Source organism: Pseudomonas svalbardensis, assembly GCF_030053115.1.
Classification (GTDB): domain Bacteria; phylum Pseudomonadota; class Gammaproteobacteria; order Pseudomonadales; family Pseudomonadaceae; genus Aquipseudomonas; species Aquipseudomonas svalbardensis.
Genome location: NZ_CP125619.1, coordinates 2,554,281 through 2,572,587, shown reverse-complemented (window position 1 = coordinate 2,572,587; position 18,307 = coordinate 2,554,281). Strand labels below are relative to the sequence as shown.

General features: G+C 58.6%; 21 protein-coding genes and 1 pseudogene. 9 read left to right on the top strand and 13 right to left on the bottom strand.

Features of this window, described 5'->3' with window-relative positions:
* Positions 1 to 266: 266 nt before the first annotated feature.
* A complete protein-coding gene (locus tag QFX16_RS11870; protein WP_283184049.1) occupies positions 267 to 470 on the top strand; it encodes a hypothetical protein in 204 nt (67 codons plus the stop codon).
* A 131-nt stretch (positions 471 to 601) separates the two neighbouring features.
* Entirely contained in the window at positions 602 to 1,315 is a 714-nt protein-coding gene (locus QFX16_RS11865) for a metallophosphoesterase (RefSeq protein WP_283184048.1), read from the top strand.
* Positions 1,316 to 1,415: 100 nt separating this feature from the next.
* On the opposite strand, the gene QFX16_RS11860 is transcribed toward QFX16_RS11865, so the two are convergent.
* Both QFX16_RS11860 and QFX16_RS11855 read right to left on the bottom strand, forming a co-directional pair.
* On the bottom strand, positions 1,416 to 1,613 hold the full coding sequence (locus tag QFX16_RS11860; protein WP_007900300.1) for a YbdD/YjiX family protein: 198 nt from the start codon (positions 1,611 to 1,613) through the stop codon (positions 1,416 to 1,418).
* Positions 1,614 to 1,627: 14 nt separating this feature from the next.
* Positions 1,628 to 3,685, bottom strand: coding sequence for a carbon starvation CstA family protein (locus QFX16_RS11855; RefSeq protein ID WP_283184047.1), 2,058 nt, complete (start codon positions 3,683 to 3,685; stop codon positions 1,628 to 1,630).
* A 737-nt stretch (positions 3,686 to 4,422) separates the two neighbouring features.
* Here QFX16_RS11855 and QFX16_RS11850 point away from each other — a divergent pair.
* Positions 4,423 to 5,790 (top strand): cache domain-containing protein, encoded by a 1,368-nt coding sequence (locus tag QFX16_RS11850; protein ID WP_283184046.1) that lies wholly within the window; start codon positions 4,423 to 4,425, stop codon positions 5,788 to 5,790.
* A 33-nt stretch (positions 5,791 to 5,823) separates the two neighbouring features.
* Positions 5,824 to 6,456 (top strand): response regulator, encoded by a 633-nt coding sequence (locus tag QFX16_RS11845; protein ID WP_033057767.1) that lies wholly within the window; start codon positions 5,824 to 5,826, stop codon positions 6,454 to 6,456.
* 270 nt (positions 6,457 to 6,726) lie between these two features.
* Here the strand turns inward: QFX16_RS11845 and QFX16_RS11840 are convergent, their stop codons facing one another.
* From QFX16_RS11840 to QFX16_RS11830, 3 genes are read right to left on the bottom strand one after another with little or no spacing between them, the layout of a single operon-like run.
* A complete protein-coding gene (locus QFX16_RS11840; RefSeq protein ID WP_283184045.1) occupies positions 6,727 to 8,073 on the bottom strand; it encodes a glutamine synthetase family protein in 1,347 nt (448 codons plus the stop codon).
* A 24-nt stretch (positions 8,074 to 8,097) separates the two neighbouring features.
* Positions 8,098 to 8,652 (bottom strand): helix-turn-helix domain-containing protein, encoded by a 555-nt coding sequence (locus QFX16_RS11835; protein WP_283184044.1) that lies wholly within the window; start codon positions 8,650 to 8,652, stop codon positions 8,098 to 8,100.
* 25 nt (positions 8,653 to 8,677) lie between these two features.
* Positions 8,678 to 9,967 carry an NAD(P)/FAD-dependent oxidoreductase gene (locus QFX16_RS11830; protein ID WP_283184043.1) on the bottom strand — a complete coding sequence of 430 codons (1,290 nt, stop codon included), beginning with the start codon at positions 9,965 to 9,967 and terminating at the stop codon, positions 8,678 to 8,680.
* On the opposite strand from QFX16_RS11830, the gene QFX16_RS29585 reads away from it, so the two are divergent.
* The gene (locus tag QFX16_RS29585) at positions 9,923 to 10,156 is read left to right on the top strand and encodes a hypothetical protein (RefSeq protein ID WP_369698815.1); all 234 of its coding nucleotides are present in this window, start codon (positions 9,923 to 9,925) and stop codon (positions 10,154 to 10,156) included. The two genes, QFX16_RS11830 and QFX16_RS29585, sit on opposite strands and share 45 nt — an antisense overlap.
* Here the strand turns inward: QFX16_RS29585 and QFX16_RS11825 are convergent.
* Positions 10,127 to 11,329: an NAD(P)/FAD-dependent oxidoreductase gene (locus tag QFX16_RS11825; protein ID WP_283184042.1), complete on the bottom strand. Its 1,203-nt coding sequence runs from the start codon at positions 11,327 to 11,329 to the stop codon at positions 10,127 to 10,129. The genes QFX16_RS29585 and QFX16_RS11825 overlap by 30 nt on opposite strands.
* A 283-nt stretch (positions 11,330 to 11,612) precedes the next feature.
* On the opposite strand from QFX16_RS11825, the gene QFX16_RS11820 reads away from it, so the two are divergent.
* Positions 11,613 to 12,182, top strand: a complete 570-nt coding sequence (locus tag QFX16_RS11820; protein ID WP_283184041.1) for an RrF2 family transcriptional regulator — start codon at positions 11,613 to 11,615, stop codon at positions 12,180 to 12,182.
* A gap of 3 nt (positions 12,183 to 12,185) precedes the next feature.
* Here QFX16_RS11820 and QFX16_RS11815 read toward each other — a convergent pair whose 3' ends face one another.
* On the bottom strand, positions 12,186 to 12,521 hold the full coding sequence (locus QFX16_RS11815; RefSeq protein ID WP_283184040.1) for a hypothetical protein: 336 nt from the start codon (positions 12,519 to 12,521) through the stop codon (positions 12,186 to 12,188).
* Between the two features lie 70 nt (positions 12,522 to 12,591).
* Complete coding sequence (locus QFX16_RS11810; RefSeq protein WP_129443501.1) at positions 12,592 to 12,810, bottom strand: hypothetical protein; 219 nt, start codon at positions 12,808 to 12,810, stop codon at positions 12,592 to 12,594.
* A 170-nt stretch (positions 12,811 to 12,980) separates the two neighbouring features.
* On the opposite strand from QFX16_RS11810, the gene QFX16_RS11805 reads away from it, so the two are divergent.
* Complete coding sequence (locus QFX16_RS11805; RefSeq protein WP_283184039.1) at positions 12,981 to 13,220, top strand: hypothetical protein; 240 nt, start codon at positions 12,981 to 12,983, stop codon at positions 13,218 to 13,220.
* Between the two features lie 13 nt (positions 13,221 to 13,233).
* A pseudogene (gene bamE / locus QFX16_RS11800) lies at positions 13,234 to 13,478 on the top strand (outer membrane protein assembly factor BamE domain-containing protein).
* A gap of 57 nt (positions 13,479 to 13,535) precedes the next feature.
* On the opposite strand, the gene QFX16_RS11795 reads toward bamE, so the two are convergent.
* A complete protein-coding gene (locus QFX16_RS11795) occupies positions 13,536 to 13,739 on the bottom strand; it encodes a DUF2188 domain-containing protein (RefSeq protein ID WP_111452175.1) in 204 nt (67 codons plus the stop codon).
* Positions 13,740 to 13,950: 211 nt separating this feature from the next.
* On the opposite strand from QFX16_RS11795, the gene QFX16_RS11790 reads away from it, so the two are divergent.
* On the top strand, positions 13,951 to 14,313 hold the full coding sequence (locus tag QFX16_RS11790; RefSeq protein WP_283184038.1) for an NUDIX hydrolase: 363 nt from the start codon (positions 13,951 to 13,953) through the stop codon (positions 14,311 to 14,313).
* A 5-nt stretch (positions 14,314 to 14,318) separates the two neighbouring features.
* Here the strand turns inward: QFX16_RS11790 and QFX16_RS11785 are convergent, their stop codons facing one another.
* The 4 genes from QFX16_RS11785 to benA all read right to left on the bottom strand — a co-directional run bounded on the left by QFX16_RS11785 (position 14,319) and on the right by benA (position 18,149).
* Positions 14,319 to 15,092, bottom strand: coding sequence for a 1,6-dihydroxycyclohexa-2,4-diene-1-carboxylate dehydrogenase (locus QFX16_RS11785; RefSeq protein ID WP_283184037.1), 774 nt, complete (start codon positions 15,090 to 15,092; stop codon positions 14,319 to 14,321).
* 183 nt (positions 15,093 to 15,275) lie between these two features.
* On the bottom strand, positions 15,276 to 16,289 hold the full coding sequence (gene benC, locus QFX16_RS11780; protein ID WP_283184036.1) for a benzoate 1,2-dioxygenase electron transfer component BenC: 1,014 nt from the start codon (positions 16,287 to 16,289) through the stop codon (positions 15,276 to 15,278).
* A 10-nt stretch (positions 16,290 to 16,299) separates the two neighbouring features.
* Positions 16,300 to 16,788, bottom strand: a complete 489-nt coding sequence (gene benB, locus QFX16_RS11775) for a benzoate 1,2-dioxygenase small subunit (RefSeq protein ID WP_283184035.1) — start codon at positions 16,786 to 16,788, stop codon at positions 16,300 to 16,302.
* The gene (benA, locus tag QFX16_RS11770; protein WP_283184034.1) at positions 16,785 to 18,149 is read right to left on the bottom strand and encodes a benzoate 1,2-dioxygenase large subunit; all 1,365 of its coding nucleotides are present in this window, start codon (positions 18,147 to 18,149) and stop codon (positions 16,785 to 16,787) included. The genes benB and benA overlap by 4 nt, the downstream gene beginning before the upstream one ends.
* Between the last annotated feature and the right edge of the window lie 158 nt (positions 18,150 to 18,307).

Here is an 18,307-nt window from a genome sequence, read left to right as displayed (position 1 = left end):
GTCAATAGCAGCCATGCACTATTTTTTTAACAAAACAACTTCGGCACGTCTAATCACCTTTTTCCCCGGCCTTATAGGCTCAGGAAATATCGGCACCACCATTCGTCGCATCAAAAACGTTGCGCGAATTTTTTGACTATTCCTGGCTTAAGGTTTGCAGAAGACGCTCGTAGCAGCCCCAGAACGACGTAATTCTGACGCGGCAGCATTTTAATTAACGCTTAGGACGCCAGCGATGCGCTTGGTCAGTCACCGGGAGATGTAACGTGTCAACTCTCAACGAAATCGCAGCGAACCACGCGAGAATGGCTAAGGCTCTTGTCGAAGAGTCGACCGGGCTGAGTGAGCGCCACACCCAGATTGTGGATAGTTTCGAAGTTCCATCCATGGATGCGCAACACATTCCTCTGCACCTCATCGCAGGAGTGCAGGACAACCATTTCGCGCAAGCAACGGCCTACTTGCTCTGACGGTGTTTGATCTGGGCAGCCTGTCGGGCAGGCGGTAAAGGTCTGCCTGCCGGCGCGGTAAGGTCGAGTACCACTTCTTGGCCTAAACTGAACTGACTAGCCCGTTGGGGAGCAGCCGGAGTGGCATTCCCATGCTCGAAACTTTAGAGATGTCGCGCGTAAAGCGCTTCGCCACAAACGTTGCCGGCCGAGATTTCGCGGTCGGTGACATTCATGGCCATTTCACTCGGTTGCAGGACGCTTTGGATGCAGCCGGGTTCAACCACTTGGTAGATCGCCTGTTCAGTGTTGGCGATCTGATTGACCGTGGGCCCGAGTGCCATGATGCGCTCGATTGGCTGGACAAGGCATGGTTCCACCCGGTGCGAGGCAACCATGACGACTACGTGGTGTACTTCGATACCTGCGACGTCGACAGCTGGATCGACAACGGCGGCTCATGGTTCGTGGGGCTGTCGCTGTTCGAGAAGCAAGCATTCGCGGCGCAGTTCGCCAAGCTCCCTATCGCAATCGAAGTCGAAACAGCCTACGGCCTGATCGGCATCGTGCACGCCGATTGTCCATTTCCATCATGGCAGCAACTGCGAAAGGAACTGGAGTCGCCGGAAACCAACAGGCGTCTGCAGGAGCTGCAGCACTACTGCATGTGGTCACGAAGGCGAATCGATCAGCAAGAGACGCATGGCGTTGAAGGCCTGCGCGCACTGGTGGTAGGGCATACGCCGCTTTATATGCCCGTCAGCCTTGGCAATGTGATTCACATCGATACGGGTGGCTGGAGGCCGGACCGTGGTTACTTCACCCTGCTGGATCTCGAAACGCTCGAAACCATCCCCGCAAGCTGACTCGCCACGGATCGGCCAATGCCATTCACTCAAAAAAAAACCCGGCCTCATCAGCCGGGTTCTTTATTAGCTATTTAGGTGGCATCACTGCCACCCACCCTCAACAGCACTTCGGCCCAGCCTTGCTTCCGTAACGAGCTTCCTGGCGTTCCCGAAAGAACACCTCATAACTCATCACCGGTTTGTCCGGGTGCTTGGTTTGCATGTGCTCGACGTAGGTGTCGTAGTCGGGCATCCCGACCATCAGGCGCGCAGCCTGACCGAGGTATTTACCGAGGCGACTCAGGTCATTGAACATGCTGCAATCCTCGATCAAGCGTCCGGCAGTGCCTGGAATGGCGCTTCTTTATCCGTACGTTCTTTAGTGCCCCAGGCGGCGATACCAACCTTGAGTGCAAAGAACAGGATGCTGAAGACCACCAGCAAGAACAGCGCGGTCAGCGTTGCGTTGGTGTACGCGTTGTAGATCACGTGCTGCATCTGGTCGATGCTCTTCGCCGGGGCGAGGATCTGACCGTTGGCCAGGGCATCGCTGTACTTCTTGGCCAAGGCCAGGAAACCGATCGCCGGGTTGGCATCGAACAGCTTGATGAAGCCTGCGGTGGTGGTGCAGATCAGCAACCACACGGCGGGCAACATGGTGACCCAGACGTAGCGCTGGCGTTTCATTTTGATCAGCACAACGGTCGCCAACATCAGTGCGATACCGGCCAGCATCTGGTTGGAGATACCGAACAACGGCCACAAGGTGTTGATGCCTCCCAACGGATCGATCACGCCCTGGTACAACAGATACCCCCACATCGCCACACAACCGGCGGTTGCGATCAGGTTGGCGGTCCAGGATTCGGTGCGTTTCAGCGCCGGCACGAAGGAACCGAGCAAGTCTTGCAGCATGAAACGCCCGGCACGGGTACCGGCATCGACGGCCGTCAGGATGAACAGCGCTTCGAACAGGATCGCGAAGTGGTACCAGAACGCCATGGTGTTTTCACCCGGCAGAAGGTTGTGCAGGATCTGCGCGATACCGACTGCCAGGGTCGGTGCACCGCCGGCACGGGCCAGGATGGTGGTTTCACCGATGTCCTTGGCCACCGCTTGCAGTGCTTCCGGGGTAATTGCAAAGCCCCAGCTGCTGACGGTCTGAGCAACCGAAACAGCATCAGAGCCGACAAGCGCCGCCGGGCTGTTCATGGCGAAGTACACGCCTGGTTCGATCACCGACGCAGCCACCATCGCCATGATGGCCACGAAGGATTCCATCAGCATGCCGCCGTAACCGATGTAACGGGCATGGCCTTCACTGGCCAGCAACTTCGGCGTAGTGCCGGAAGCAATCAGCGCGTGGAAACCCGAGACCGCGCCACAGGCGATGGTGATAAACAGGAATGGGAACAGACCGCCCTTCCATACCGGCCCGGTGCCGTCGACGAACTGGGTCAGTGCCGGCATTTTCAGGTCGGGCATGGTGATCAGAATGCCGATCGCCAAGGCCACGATGGTGCCGATTTTCAGGAAGGTCGACAGGTAGTCCCGCGGCGCCAGAATCAGCCACACCGGCAATACCGCTGCGACAAAACCGTAGCCGATCAGCATCCAGGTGATCTGGATCCCGGTAAAGGTAAAGGCCTTGGCCCAGACCGGATCAGCGGCAATCTGCCCGCCCAGCCAGATCGAACCCAGCAGCAACGCCACGCCGATCACCGAGATTTCGCCGATGCGGCCCGGACGGATGTAGCGCATGTAAATGCCCATGAACATCGCGATCGGGATGGTCGCCATCACCGTGAACATACCCCACGGGCTTTCGGCCAGGGCCTTGACCACGATCAGCGCCAACACCGCGAGGATGATGACCATGATCAGGAAGCAGCCGAACAGCGCGATGGTCCCGGGGATGCGGCCCATTTCCTCACGAACCATGTCGCCGAGGGAACGACCGTTGCGGCGGGTGGACATGAACAGGACCATGAAGTCCTGAACGGCACCGGCCAGCACCACGCCGGCAATCAGCCACAGCGTACCGGGCAGGTAGCCCATCTGCGCCGCCAGGACCGGACCGACCAGCGGCCCTGCGCCAGCGATGGCGGCGAAGTGGTGACCGAAAAGTACGTGTTTGTTGGTCGGCACGTAGTCCAGACCGTCATTGTTAACGACAGCGGGCGTGGCACGATTGGGGTCGAGTTGCATCACCTTGGTGGCGATGAACAGGCTGTAGTAACGATAAGCGACGAGGTAGATAGCGACTGCTGCGACTACGATCCAGAGTGCGTTGATCGCTTCGCCGCGGCGCAGGGCCACGACACTTAGCGCAAACGCTCCCAGGACAGCCACGGCAAACCAGGCGAGGTGTTTAGCCAGACGGGGCATAGCGTGTCTCCTGCCGACAGCCAGTGGACTGCGGCGGTAATTTTTATAATTGTGTCCGCTGTGCGGAGCTGGCCCAATATCCCCGCATGCCGTCTACAAATAAATCCGCGTTACTACGTACGTCGAGCCTACGTAGTTCTACGTAGATGACGCCGCTCCCACAGGGGAATGAGTAATTGGTCGGCTGTCAGGCCGCCTTCGCGAGCAAGCTCGCTCCCACAGGGAATCGGTGTTCGCCTTTCGCCCCTCACCACTCAACAGGCCGAGCGTTAGCTCGCCTGCAGCTCTTGATCTTGATCCACCCGCCCCTTCGGGAGGCTGAGTGGAGGTGTTCATCCGGGGAGTGGCGCGCAGCGCCGTTCGACGCAGTCGAACACGCTGCATGTAGGTCGTCGCGAAGCAGACCGGAGGGCAGTGTCCCCGGATGGATACCGGAGCGAAGGAACGCCGAGCCTAGGCGAGGGGCCGGACGCTCGGGGCGAGACCTTTTGGTTCCTTTAGGGGCGTTTGCCAAAAGGGACTCGCCGTAAGGGCGAAACCCTAAGTGGCCGTTACCGCAGAAATGGATATGTACTCAGTCAACAACAGCATGGTCGGCCCTAAGGCCGCCATCGCAGCGATGCAGCGACCCGACAAGCCAGCCACAGGTCATTCCGTCCAGCACCGCTACTGGACGCGCGTATCTTTGGCATATGATGCCGGGCCTTCGCCTTCCCTCGATCCGGACAGGAGCAGAGATGCAGCTCAAACACAAAATCGTCGCGCTCGGGATTCTTCCGCTGGTGTTGGCCATCGCCGTCATCTGCGCGCTGGTGATTTCCATGAACCGCCAACTGGGTGAACAACAGGCGCAACTGATCGAAGACAGCATTCTGGCCAGCAAGCGAGCCGAACTTAAGAACTACGTCGAAATGGCGCAAAGCCTGATCGAGCCACTGTACGACGACGGCCACGGTGACGAACACGCACAGCAAAAAGTGCTGGAAGAACTGCGCAAGCTCAGCTTTGGCATCAATGGCTACTTCTTCGTCTACGACCACGAGGGTCGCAGCCTGATGCACGCGCGCCAGTCCGAGCTGGTGGGCAAATACCTGTGGGACATGAAGGACCCTCACGGTTTGCCGGTGATCCAAGCGTTGCTCAAAAGTGCGCAATCGGGCGAAGGCTTTCAACGCTACGCCTGGAACAAGCCCTCTTCCGGCCAGGTGACCGACAAGCTCGCCTATGTGGTGATGCTGGATCGTTGGGGCTGGATGCTCGGCACCGGCATCTACCTTGAAGACGTTGAGCGCGCCACCCAGCAGGCGCGTGACGAAGTGGCCCAGGGCATTCGTAAAACCATGCTGGCGATTGCCGCGGTGGCCCTCGTGGCGGTGCTGTTTGTCTTCGCCAGCGGCATGACACTAAACGTCAGCGAGCATCGTCTGGCCGACAAAAAACTTCAGCGCCTGACTCAGCGTATCGTCAGCTTGCAAGAGGAAGAGCGCTCACGGGTTTCTCGTGAACTGCACGACGGCATCAGTCAGCTACTGGTCTCCATCAAGTTTCAGTTCGAGCTGGCCAGCCATCTGCTCGATAATGGGCCAGCACACGACAAGGGTTTGAGTACGCTGAGAGACGCCACGGAACGCCTGGGGGAAGCGATTGGCGAGGTTCGCAGCCTCTCCCACGACCTGCGCTCCTCGCTGCTCGACACCCTGGGGCTGCCGGCGGCGATCGGTCAACTCGCCGCAGAATTCGAGCAACGCAGCGGCCTGGTGGTGACTTACAACGACAACGAATTCGACTGCCACTTGGTCGATGGGGCAGCGGTTTCGCTGTTTCGCATCGTGCAAGAAGGCCTGACTAATGTTGAACGACATGCCCAGGCTAAAAACGTCTCCATTACCTTGTACGGGTCCGAAGATTCCGTACGGTTGACAGTGGTCGATGACGGTATCGGTTTCAACGTCGCCCAGGTCGAACGTCGTCATACGGGCATTGGCCTGCGTAATATCCGTGAGCGTGTCGAGCATTTTGGTGGACGATTCGACCTGATCTCGATGCCGGGAAGAAGCGAGCTGGACGTTTGGCTGCCAATGAAAATGCCCGGTACAACACGCTGACTCACCCCCTGACAACAAGAGTGAATACCCGCGATGAACCTGCCCTACCCGATCCGCGTCGCCCTGGTCGACGATCACGCCCTGGTCCGCGACGGGATCAAAGCACTACTGGCGGTCATGGCCCCCCTGGAAGTGGTGGGCGAAGCCGAGAGTGGCGCGGATGCCATTGAAATGGTCGGACGCTGCCAGCCGGACCTGTTGCTGGTCGACATCAGCCTGCGGGACATGAACGGGCTCGAGCTGACCCGGGTGTTGCGCAGCCAGTACCCGTCGCTCAAGGTGCTGGTGCTCAGCATGTACGACAATAATGAATACGTGAGTGAGTCCGTTCGCGCGGGGGCCAGCGGCTATGTGCTGAAGAATTCACCGTCGCGGGAAATCATCGCGGCGATCGAAGCCATCGCCAGTGGCGGCACGTTCTACAGTGCCGAGATCGCCCAGCGGCTCATCGCCGATAAAAATACCGACAACGAGCTGACACCGCGCGAGAGCCAGGTGTTGTACAAGATGGCCCAGGGGTTGAACAACAAGGAGATGGCCCGCGAACTGGACATCAGCGTTCGCACGGTAGAAACCCATCGCTTGAGCATCCGTCGCAAACTCAACATCGACAAACCGGCGGCGCTGGTCAAATACGCGATCGATCACGGGATCATCTCGCGGTAGTGGATATGCATCATTTGCCGCTGTGATTGTGGTCTTGATGCACCGGGTCAGATTGTGCGCACCGGTCCGAATTTCAGGCAAAAAAAATCCCAGGCAGCTGATGGACGCCTGGGACTCAAAATGCATAAACCGTGGTGGTGAACGCGGGGCGAATATTACTTAATATTTCTGCCTGCAACAAGATATTTTGATTCACTATCCGGTTACTAAAACGTCTAACTCATTAAATATCCACACAATTTTTATGGGCGAGCGTCGAAAATTCCCCCTTTACAGGTACCAGCGATACTCCCGCGCACTGATGTCCTGCAGGAACGCCAAATGGTCCTGGCGCTTGTTTTCGCAGTAGACATCTACAAACTCTGCCCCCAAACCCTCGCGCAGCTGCACGTTGTTTTGCATCGAACGCACGGCCTCCAGCATCTCCAGCGGGAAGTCGATTCCGCTGCCACGATCTTCGTTGAGGGATGCAATCGGTTCACGCCCCACTTCCAGCCCTTGCTCCAGCCCGACCAGAATCGCCGCCAACACGAGATAAGGATTGGCATCCGCGCCTGCCAGGCGATGTTCGATGCGCAGATTTTTAGCGTCCGACTCAGGCACCCGCAGGCAGGCGTCACGATCTTCAAAGCCCCAACTGGCGCGCGTCGCGACATTCACCGTGCCGCTCAAGCGACGCATTGCATTGTGATTCGGTGCAAAGATCGGCATGCAATGCGGCAACACTTCAAGGCAACCGGCCACTGCATGGCGCAGCGCCTGCTGATCGTTAGCCGCCAACAGGTTGGTTCCCGCCTCGTCGTAAAGGCTCACATGCACATGCATGCCGCTACCGGGATGCTGCAAGTAGGGTTTGGCCATGAAGCTGGCGCGGTGGTTGTGCTTGAGGGCCACGCCCCGTGTGCTGCGGCAGAACAGGGCCGCCCAGTCGGCCGCACGCAGACCGTCGTCAAGGTGACCGAAATTGATCTCGAACTGGCCCGGGCCCAGCTCCGCAGTGATTACCGTGGCATCAATGCCTTGCGCCCGCGCCGTCTCGACCATGTCATCGAGTACCGGTGAAAATCTCGACAGCCGTTCGATGTGCATATTCGGCTGATCATCGGCATCGTCGGTCAGCTGATCGCGAGGGAACTGTGGCAAGCCGTCACGTAGCTGGCGATCGAACAGATAGAACTCCAATTCGAATGCGACCACGGGGAAAATCCCTTTTCGGCCGAGGCGCTCAAGCACCTGCGCCAACACTTCGCGCGGCTCGAAGACGATTGGCTTTTCAGTACCGTTTGAAGTAATCAGCATCTGCCCCAGTGGTTGCTTTTCCCAGCTCACTGGCTTGAGCGTACCGGGCACCAGGCGGCGTGGAGCATCCGGGTCGCCGTCGTTGAAACAGTAGTCGCCGATTTTGAACAGACCGCCCTGCGTACCCAGCAACACACAGTTTTGCGGCAGCTTGAGCACGCTGCCAGCGGCGACCTTCTCGAGCATGTCTATCGGGTAGCGTTTGCCGTAAAAATGCCCGGGAATGTCCAGGGAAATCAGGTCAACGTAACGCACCTGCGGGAAGCGCTGGCGAAACGCGCGAACCTCAGCAACCAGATCAGAGCAGACAGCATCCATCGTTAGTGTTCCTTGTTGTTTTTATCAGGTGTAAACCCAAAGCACCCGGGCGAGCTGATCCGAGAGGTTGCCGTAGCGACAATGCGTATGACTGGCCAGCTGAAAACTGTCGCCGGTGCGCAATGTCACCGGGTTATCGTCATCCAGCCACAGCGTCAGCTCACCCTCGAGGACATAGCCACCCTGCTCCGAGCTGTCGTTCATGTGCCGATCACCACTGCTGGCGCCGGGCTCCAGTTGGCTTTCAAGCATTGAAAAGGACGCCCTCATCTTCGGAGAGACAAGGATGTCGGTAATCCCGTCGGCGTAATACAGCGTGCGTCGCTCATCCGGACGGGTCACCCAAGGCAATGCCATGGGTTTGGGCAAGCTGTAGAAATAAGTGGTCGGCACGCCGAGGGTTTCGCTGATGGCGGTCAAGTCCGCCACCGTGGGACGTGACAACCCCCGTTCTACTTGCGAGAGAAACCCGACCGAACGACCGATTTTGTCCGCCAGCTCTTTCAGCGTGTATTTTTTGTGTTTGCGCAGGTCCTGGATCAGGATCGCCAGCGCCGAGATTTCTTCTTGCATGTCCATCTAGAGGCTTCCAGAAATTGATGCTTCAAAGGCTGTCGCGCAGCCGATACCAGGCCTTGCCGATGGCTTCCAGCGGTGCTGCCAAATACTTTCCACCGGGAAAACTGCCGTTGATCAAACCCTGGTACAACGCCAGCTCATCCGGCCGGCCAAGTATCGCGTCGGACACGGCACGCGCCCCGGCCAATGTCGGCAGCACGCCATGTCCGGAGTAACCCTGCAGCCAGTAGAGATCGCCACGTCGGCCGATGTCAGGCGTGCGTTTGAGGGTCAGATCGATGTGTCCTCCCCAGGCAAAGTCCAGTTCGACGCCCTTGAGCTGGGGAAACACGCGCTCCAGATAGGGTCGTGTCGCCGCGGCGATGTCCGTCGGCATGCCGCCCAAGTAAGTGCAACCACCACCGAACAGCAGGCGGTTGTCCGGCGTACGGCGGAAATAATCGAGAACAAACTGGTTGTCGGTGACGCACACATTGCTGGGTAGCAGCGCGGTCGCCTGTTGCTCTGAAAGTGGCGCGGTGGCCACCTGATAAGTGCCAACCGGTAACACGCAACTCGACAGCTGCGGATCAAGCCGATCAAGGTAGGCATTGCACGCCAGCACCAGCACGTCAGCGCGAATGCGACCGCGTTCAGTGGTGACCACGTAACGATCACCTTCTTCGCGATAATTCAACGCCTTGCTCTGCTCATGAATGCGTCCACCGGCCTGTTCAATCGCAGCGGCCAGACCGAGCGCCAGTTTCAGCGGATTCAAATGCCCACCTTCAGGATCGAACAGGCCCGCCTGGTAGCGCTCACTGGCGACCCAATCAGGCAACGCCTCGCGCGAAATGAACTGCAAACCATCGTGACCCCACTTGTGGCTGGCCTCGTGTTGCCATTCTGTCAGCAGACTCACCCGACGCAGCATCACCGACGTCCAGAGGTGGCCAGGCCGATAGTCACAATCAAAACCATGGCGCGCGGGCAAATCTCGCAACTCCCGGGCAGCCCAGCGCATGCTGTCCCATAACCGGCGCGCGCGCTCATAACCCAGCGCCGACTCCAACGGCGGCATGTCACACGACCAACCGAGAATGGCCTGACCACCATTGCGACCCGAGGCGGCCCAGGCCACCCGACTGGCTTCCAGCAACGTCACGCGCTTGCCGGTCAGGGCCAGACGCAACGCCGTATGCAACCCACTGAAGCCGGCCCCGATGATCAACACCTCAGTGTCCTGCTCGCCCTCCAACGCGGCTCGATCGAACAGACGATCGGCGCAGGTGTGGGCGTAATAGCTGGCGACGTGCTGGGTAGATTGCTGAAACATGCAGGCCTCGTGAATTTTTATACTTATATTTTCATGAAAAACTACACGTTAAATTTCACGGCCGCAACCGTTCAAGGCACAAAAAAAATCCCGCCCAAGAGAACCCAGGCGGGATTTTTTCTAAGCAGGCAGCGTTATCGAAGCAACGCTGCCGACGTTTCAGGCGACAGGGATCATCGGATCCGCTGAAGCCAGCGCAGTGACACGATCAGCCGCGGGCGGGTAGATCCACATCGTGTTGATCTGGGTCTTCAGCGCTTTGGCTTCCTCCTTGATCAACTTCACCTGGCGGTCCCAACCCTCGGTGTAGACCGCGCCCCAGGCGCCCAGATCCAGACAGGTCACGTATTTGGGCTGGCTGTACGGGGTCGGGTCCACGCCCAGAATCTGTGCGGCCACGTTGTTGCCGGCATGACGACCCAGCGAGATAGCGTGCTGGCAGGTCATCAATGCGAAGTTGCCGAAGTCATCGCTGGCGGCGTAGGCCACGTCGCCGGTGGCGAAGATGTCTTCCTGGCCAATGACTTTCAGGTGCGCGTCGACGTGCAGACGGCCCAGGTGATCGCGTTCGGCCGGAATCTGCTCGGTCAACGAACTGGCGCGCACACCGGTGGTCCAGACCACGGTTTTTGCATCGATACGCTGACCATCGGTCAGGGTCACGCCATTTTCATCGACGGCGACGACCGACGATTTCAAGCGCCATTTCACGCCCGTTTCAATACTGGCTTCAGCGATTGATTCGGCGATTTCGGCGCCCATGGACCCGCCAACTTTCTCGCCACGATCAACGATGATCACTTCTATGTCGGCACGATCACCCAGGATGGCGCGCAGCCGCGCAGGCATTTCAGTCGCAGTTTCAATCCCGGTGAAGCCACCGCCGGCCACCACTACGGTGTTGCGGGCGTTGCTTTCTGGCAGGTTGACCAGGGACTTGAGGTGATTTTCCAGGCGTACGGCCTGTTCGATCTGGTCGACGTCGAAGGCGTGTTCCGCCACACCTGGCGTGTTCGGCAGTGCCAGACGGCTGCCGGTCGCCAGAACAAGTTTGTCGTAGCTGCACACTTGCTGGTTGCCCGACGCATCGAGGTAGCCGACACGTTTTTGCGCAACGTCGATGGTCTCGGCAGACCCCTTGATGAAATTGACGCCGACCGCATCGAACAGTTCGCCGATCGGTGCAACCAGTTGGTGAGCATTGGGCTCGTAGAAGCGCGGACGGACTCGCAGCTCGGCCTGAGGGGCCAAAACGGTCACTTCAACGTCGTTGTGGCCATGAATGTCGAACAGACGCGTGGCGCTCAAAGCCGTCCACATGCCACCGAAACCTGCGCCGATAACCAGGATATGCTGTTTCATTTTTAACTCCGGGGAGAAGACCAAGTGATGAATTCGTTAAAGGTCACGCTCTTCGGTAGCGACTGCTTACCACTGCTGACCGGACAACGGCGACTATATTGATCCTAGTTACTTGGCACAAACGAAATTACTGATGGTTAGTATCGAAAGTTCTGACTTGTCCAAAAAAAGGCTGATTAACAGCCAAACACGCTGCACAACGAGTAGTGAATACGCGATCGGATGCGTTGCCACGCTCGCTTTCCGCTGTTAACATTTACGACAACTTTAGTCGGAGATTGACATGTCTCTTTACAGCGCAGGCGTTGAGTACGGCATTCATTGCCTGATTTTTTTGGTGGGCAATTGCGGCGACACCCGTGAGGCGAGCGTGCGTGACCTTGCCGAGCTGCAAGGCGTACCTCAGGACTATCTGGCAAAAATTTTCACCAAACTGGCCAAGGCAAAACTGGTGGTCGCCACTGAAGGCGTGCGCGGCGGGTTTAAGCTGGCCCGGCCTTCTGACGAAATCAGCATTCTGGATATCGTCAATGCCATCGACGGCCAGAAGCTCATCTTCGATTGCCGGGAGATTCGCGGACGTTGCGCCTTGTTCGAAGGTTCCGCGCCCGCGTGGGCGCTGGCGGATCAGTGCTCGGTGCATGCCGCCATGATGGTCGCGCAGAAACGCATGGAAGACGCCCTCGCCCAGCAGACCATTCTTGATCTCGCCAGGAAGGTCGGACGAAAAGCGCCGGCGCAATTCAATGATCAGGTGGACAACTGGATGAACGATCGTCGGGAAAAGAAAATCAGTGCGAGCACTCAGGCAAGCGACGACCCGATCATCCAGGTAACCGATATCACCGACTAAACCTTACAGACAATCACGCACTGCCTGCCGCAACGCCCCGGATTTCGCCCAAGGCGGCCCCTGATAAAGCGATACGTGGCTGCCATCCTTCGATTTCACGATATCCACAATCTCGTCGGCCGTGATGATGCTCGGTGCCGTGACCCTGTAGCCATTGGAAATCGCCGATTGGGTCGCGTTGGGTATCTCCCGCTGCCACGCCGGCAGCACGCACGCGGCATACTCTTTCGGCGCCTTGTCGCTGTACTTGCTGACATTGGGCTCACCTGGCACCAGGGACGCAGGCAACGAACAGCCCGCCAGCAACGCCAACCCTACTCCCCCAATCAATTTGCGCATGACGCTTCCTTTTCCCGAAAAAGGGGAATGTAGCGTGTCGCTGTCCAGACATCCATCCGTGGCACTGAACTCAGCAAGGGGCGTTGTGATCACCGGGATCCGGATACGACCTCTCGTTCAGATAAGTCATCCATCTTTCATACGCTTCATGCTGCCATTGAGTGACCCGCTCCCATTCCGGGCCGCTCAACTGATGTGCAGAAATCAGTTTCATCATTTCCGTGGTGGCCGCGTCCAGATCAACCATCAGCTCATGGGCATGAAATCTAAAGTCATCGGTAGCCGTCATTTGAAGTTGCCTCGCCCTAGCAAAAGTTCACTACCTCACTACGACATCGGATCTGCGGGTTCGCGTTCATTTTCCCGACAAAAGGCTGCACCAACGGTTCAGACGAACAAAACGCCCTGCCCCGGGAAATGGGACTAAAATTTCGTAGCAGAGATTGGCAGGAGATCATCATGTGGCTTAACGAATCTGAAAACGAACTTCGGCGTGACCTGCAAGGCGTTGCGTCGGATTTGAGATGGTCAGCGGTAGAGCTTTTGCGCATCGCAGAGCAGCTACGCCTGGCCGGCAATGATGTGGATGCGCAAGCAACCCTAAAGCTGTGCGAGTTGTTTCAGGGAGATGAAGACCGACTGAAGGGTTATGCCGAGGAAGTGAAAGCCAAGATTATCACTCGAACGAAAGCTCAATAGCAGGAGCACGGCCATGCACAAGCCTCTATGCGCGCTGGTCGTTGTACTGGCCGCGTCGGGTGGCTGCAGCACCGAATCGCGTGTCTATCGGGATCAGCCGTTGGTCGCAAAGGTCGAGACCGGCATGAGCAAGGATCAAGTCCAGCAGATTGGCGGCCAGCCTTTATCCATAAAAGCTTCATGACCTGCGCGGAATGGAGTCACGCGCAGCAAAAAGCCCGAGACCCTTCCCGCAGCACCGGCGGTGGCGGTTATTAGCCCAGGACCTCCGCGCCCAGCAAAGACAAGCCCCGGCGAACCGGGGCTGCAAGTGCGCTATTTATCTGATTTCTGGCTGCGCGCAGGCCGACTTGCTCTGGCCTTGTAGCCGGGAAGAGCGGCCGCAAAGGCCAATGCTTCCTCTCTACTGCCAAAGGCTCCAAGCCGGTCACCTTTGGTGCACACCCGCCATGGGCCGTTGTTCACGCTGAGTACGTCATAACCGTTCATGTGCATTTTGGTCAGCATCGGAACGCTCATAGTCACCTCCATTTCGGCAGTGATGATCCTGGATTCACTTGAATACCTTACACCCGAGCTTCCATGAAGTGCCGACCAGACGTCGCGCCAGGATTCCGACATCCGGTTGCACTTTGAACATCGTCCATCACTCCAAGCATTGAGACAGACACCCCGGCTCGAATATTGCATTTTTATGACTGATTTATGACAAAAGGCAATCAGGTAACACATGAAAGTACGCGCGACCGTCATTTGCGAGCAGGACCGGCATATTCTCCTGGTGCGCAAGCCAAGGAGTCGCTGGATGCTGCCCGGCGGAAAGGTTGAGCGTGGTGAAGCCATTCCCGACGCCGCCACGCGAGAGCTTCAGGAAGAGACAGGGCTTGGGGTCGACGGGTTGCTGTATCTGATGGAATTGCAAACGGCCAGCACCCGACACCATGTGTACGAGGCTTTTGTGACGAGCCCGGGTGAGGCCCGCCCGCAAAACGAAATTTTCGATTGCATCTGGTATCCGCTGGACGCGGTACAGAACCTGAACACCAGCGACGCCACGCTCAGAATCATCAAAGCGTTTCAGCGTCGCCTGTAAGTCCGTCAGCCCTGGTCGCCGCCACCGACCGGCATGATCATGCCGGTGATATAGGACGCTTCGTCGCTGGCCAGAAACAGAATAGCGCTTGCCTGCTCATCCAGCGTGCCATAGCGCTTCATCAAACTGCTGTCGAGCGTCTGGTCGACAATCTGCTGATACCAGACCTTCTCTTGCGCGCTCTGATCGGCGCTGTTGCGCGGAATGACCCGCGGCGGCGCTTCGGTGCCACCGGGCGCGGTTGCATTGACCCGAATCCCGCGACCGGCGGTTTCGAAGGCCAGGCAAGCGGTCAGCGCGTTGACCCCACCCTTCGCCGCACCGTACGGCGCGCGATTGACACTGCGCGTGGCGATGGACGAAACGTTGACGATGGCGCCACTCCCCTGCTCAAGCATGAACGGCAGCGCGGCATGACAGCACCACAGCGTCGGGAACAGCGAACGGCGCACTTCGGCCTCGATCTGCGACGCTTCGTAATGCTCAAAAGGCTTGGTCCAGATCGTCCCGCCCACATTATTGACCAGCACATCCAGACGCCCGAAACGTTCGACGGCGGTTTGCATCACGCGGCTGCATTCGCTGTATTGCTCAAGATCGGCGGTCAGCGCGAGCACCTGGCTGCCCTGCCCCAATTGCTGCTGAACCTCGAACACCAGCTCGGAGCGATCGACCAGAATCAACCGCGCCCCTTCCGCCGCCATGCGCTCGGCAACACGCCGACCGATGCCTTGGGCAGCGCCGGTAATCAGCGCGACTTTCTCTTTGAATCTGTTCATGTGTACCTCGTGACGACGGATGCCCGGTCAATGAAAACCACCGGACGAAACTTTGTCCTGTGGGAGCGAGCCTGCTCGCGAAAGCAACTTCACAGGCGACATCCAGTGTTGAATGTTCCGACGTCTTCGCGAGCAGGCTCGCTCCCACACTGGATTTATGTCTGGCTCGGTATCAGCGCGGGCTCAGGCCGCGCTGGCGGCAAATTTCTCGTAGTAAAAGTTTGTCGGCGCGATGCCTTTCTCACGGATGAACTGGCTGACGGCCTCGACCATCGGCGGCGGGCCGCACAGGTAGACATCGACGTCACCTTCGTTCAAATGCTGCGGCTCGATGTGCTGGGTCACGTAGCCCTTGAGCGGATGCTGACTGTCCGGGTTGGCGACGCAGGCACTGAAGCTGAAGTTCGGGATTCGCGCGGCGAAGGCTTCGAGTCGATCAAGTTCCACCAGATCGAAATCGTTGGTCACGCCGTAGATCAAATGCAGCGGATGCTCACTGCCCTGTTCGACGATTTTTTCCAGCATCGCCGTGAACGGTGCCAGCCCCGTACCGCCGGCCAGCAGCAACAACGGACGGCGAATGTCGCGCAGATAGAAACTGCCCAACGGCCCGGCCAGGCTCATGCTGTCGCCGGCCTTGGCCATGCCGGTAAGGAAGCTGCTCATCAAGCCGCCGGGCACGTTGCGAATCAGGAAGCTGACCTCGCCGTCACGCTGCAACGAGCTGAACGAATAAGCGCGGGTCTGCTCGCTGCCGGCAATGGCGAGGTTCACGTATTGCCCCGGCAGGAACGCCAGTTTGCTCAGGGCTTCGCCCTTGATTGACAGCGCGATGGTGCTGTCGGACAGCTGGCGCACGGCGCTGATGGTGGCGTCATAGCTGGCCTGACGGGTGCGGCAAACCTGAGAGGAGGTCGGCACGCGAATCACGCAATCGCTCTGGGCGCGCATCTGGCAGGTCAGGACGAAACCTTGCTCGGCTTCTTCCGCGCTGAGGGCGTCTTCGATGTACTCGTCGCCCAAATCATAACGGCCGGCCTCGGCGAAGCATTTGCAGGTACCGCAAGCGCCATCGCGGCAGTCCAGCGGAATATTGATGCCCTGGCGGTACGCGGCATCGGCCACGGTTTCGCCGGCGTTGGCGTCGATGAATCGGGTGACGCCGTCTTCGAAATTGAATGCAATGGAATGAGTCATGACGGCCGCCTCAGAGGTGGTAGACATCGATGACCTGACGAACGTAATCGTTCTTCAGGATCACTTTCTTGGCCTTGATCAGCGGGTTCTCACCGCGCACATCGAGGGTGTAGAAACTGCTGCCGAAATAGCTGTCGACGGTCTTGTAGCGAAAGCTCAGGGTGTGCCAGTTGAAGCGCACCTTGCAGAGCCCGTCGGCCTGCTCGAGCAGCTCGATGTTGCTGATGTTGTGCGAGGTGCGGGTGTCCGGAATGCTCGCACTGGAGCGTTCGGTCTTGATGCGGAAGACGCGGTCTTCCAGACCGGTGCGGTTGCCGTACCAGATCAGCGAGATTTCCCGCTGCGGGTCTTCGGTCAACTCGTCGTTGTCGTCCCAGGACGGCATCCAGAACGTCGCGTCCGGGGCGTACAGCTCCAGCCATTCGTCCCATTGCCGGTCATCGAGGTAGCGCGCTTCGCGGTAGAGAAAATCGCGCAGGTTGTCATAAGTGATGGTCATTGCACGGCCTCCACAGCAATCAGTTCGGACTGCTCGGCGGCCAAGGCCTTGAGCATGGTCTGCTGCCAATACTTGTGTTGCAGCACGAACAGGCCTTCGTCTTCGGTGCGCACGCCGCTGAGCAGCGGATGCAGGTCGATTTCCTTGGCCGCCTCATCGGCGCCTTCGATCCAGTGCTCGGCGCCACGGGACATGTCGTTCCAGGCGGTCACGCTGCCCTGATAACTGGTCTGGCAGGAACGAAACTCTTCCAGATCGTCCGGGGTGGCCATGCCGCTGACGTTGAAGAAGTCTTCGTACTGACGAATCCGGCTCGAACGGGCGTGGTCGCTTTCGCCTTTGGGGGCGATGCAGTAAATGGTGATTTCCGTGCGGTCGACCGAGATCGGTCGGGCGATACGAATCTGCGAGCTGAACTGGTCCATCAGGTACACGTTCGGGTACAGGCACAGGTTGCGCGAGTTCTCGATCATCCAGTCGGCGCGGGCCTTGCCGAAGTCCTGGGCCAGTTCATCGCGACGCTCGTACAGCGGACGGTCCTCGGGGTTGGCCCAACGGGTCCAAAGCAACATGTGGCCCTTGTCGAAGGAATAGAAACCACCGCCCTGCTTGGCCCAGCTGCCGGCGCTCATGGTCGGATTGCAATCGCCGGCCTCGCGCTGCTTGCGCTGGTTCTGGGTGGCGGCGTAGTTCCAATGCACGGAGCTGACGTGATAGCCGTCGGCACCGTTTTCGGCGGTGAGCTTCCAGTTGCCTTCGTAGATGTAGCTGGAGGAACCACGCAGCACTTCCAGGCCATCGGCGGACTGGTCGACGATCATGTCGATGATCTTCGCCGACTCGCCCAGGTGTTCGACCAACGGCACGACATCAGCCTTGAGGCTGCCGAACAGGAAGCCGCGATAAGACTCGAAACGCGCGACTTTGGTCAGGTCGTGGGAGCCTTCGCAGTTGAAGCTGGCCGGGTAGCCCGCCTCGGTCGGATCCTTGACCTTGAGCAGTTTGCCGGAGTTGTTGAAGGTCCAGCCGTGGAACGGGCAGGTGTACGAACTCTTGTTGCCAGACTTGTGCCGGCACAGCGTCGCGCCACGATGGCTGCAGGCGTTGAGGAACGCATTGAGCTCACCGTCCTTGTTGCGCGCGATGAAGATCGACTGGCGCCCCATGGTGGCGGTGTAGAAATCGTTTTTGTTGGGGATCTGGCTTTCATGGGCCAGGTACAGCCAGTTGCCTTCGAAGATGTGCTGCATCTCGAGATCGAACAGCCGCGGGTCGGTGAACATCTCGCGCTTACAGCGATAGATGCCCTGTTCTTTGTCATCTTCGAGCAGGGAGTGAAGGTATTCGGGTCGCAGGGACATGGCCGCCGCCTCCATTGTTTTTATTCAGGCAGGGCCATGCTAGGACGGGGGGATGTGGCGGACTATCCGCTGGGTGCAGACCTGTATCCGTTTACTGCAAACGGCCCACTTCCTGTAGCAGCTGTCGAGCCTGCGAGGCTGCGTTCGAGTGCGAAGCG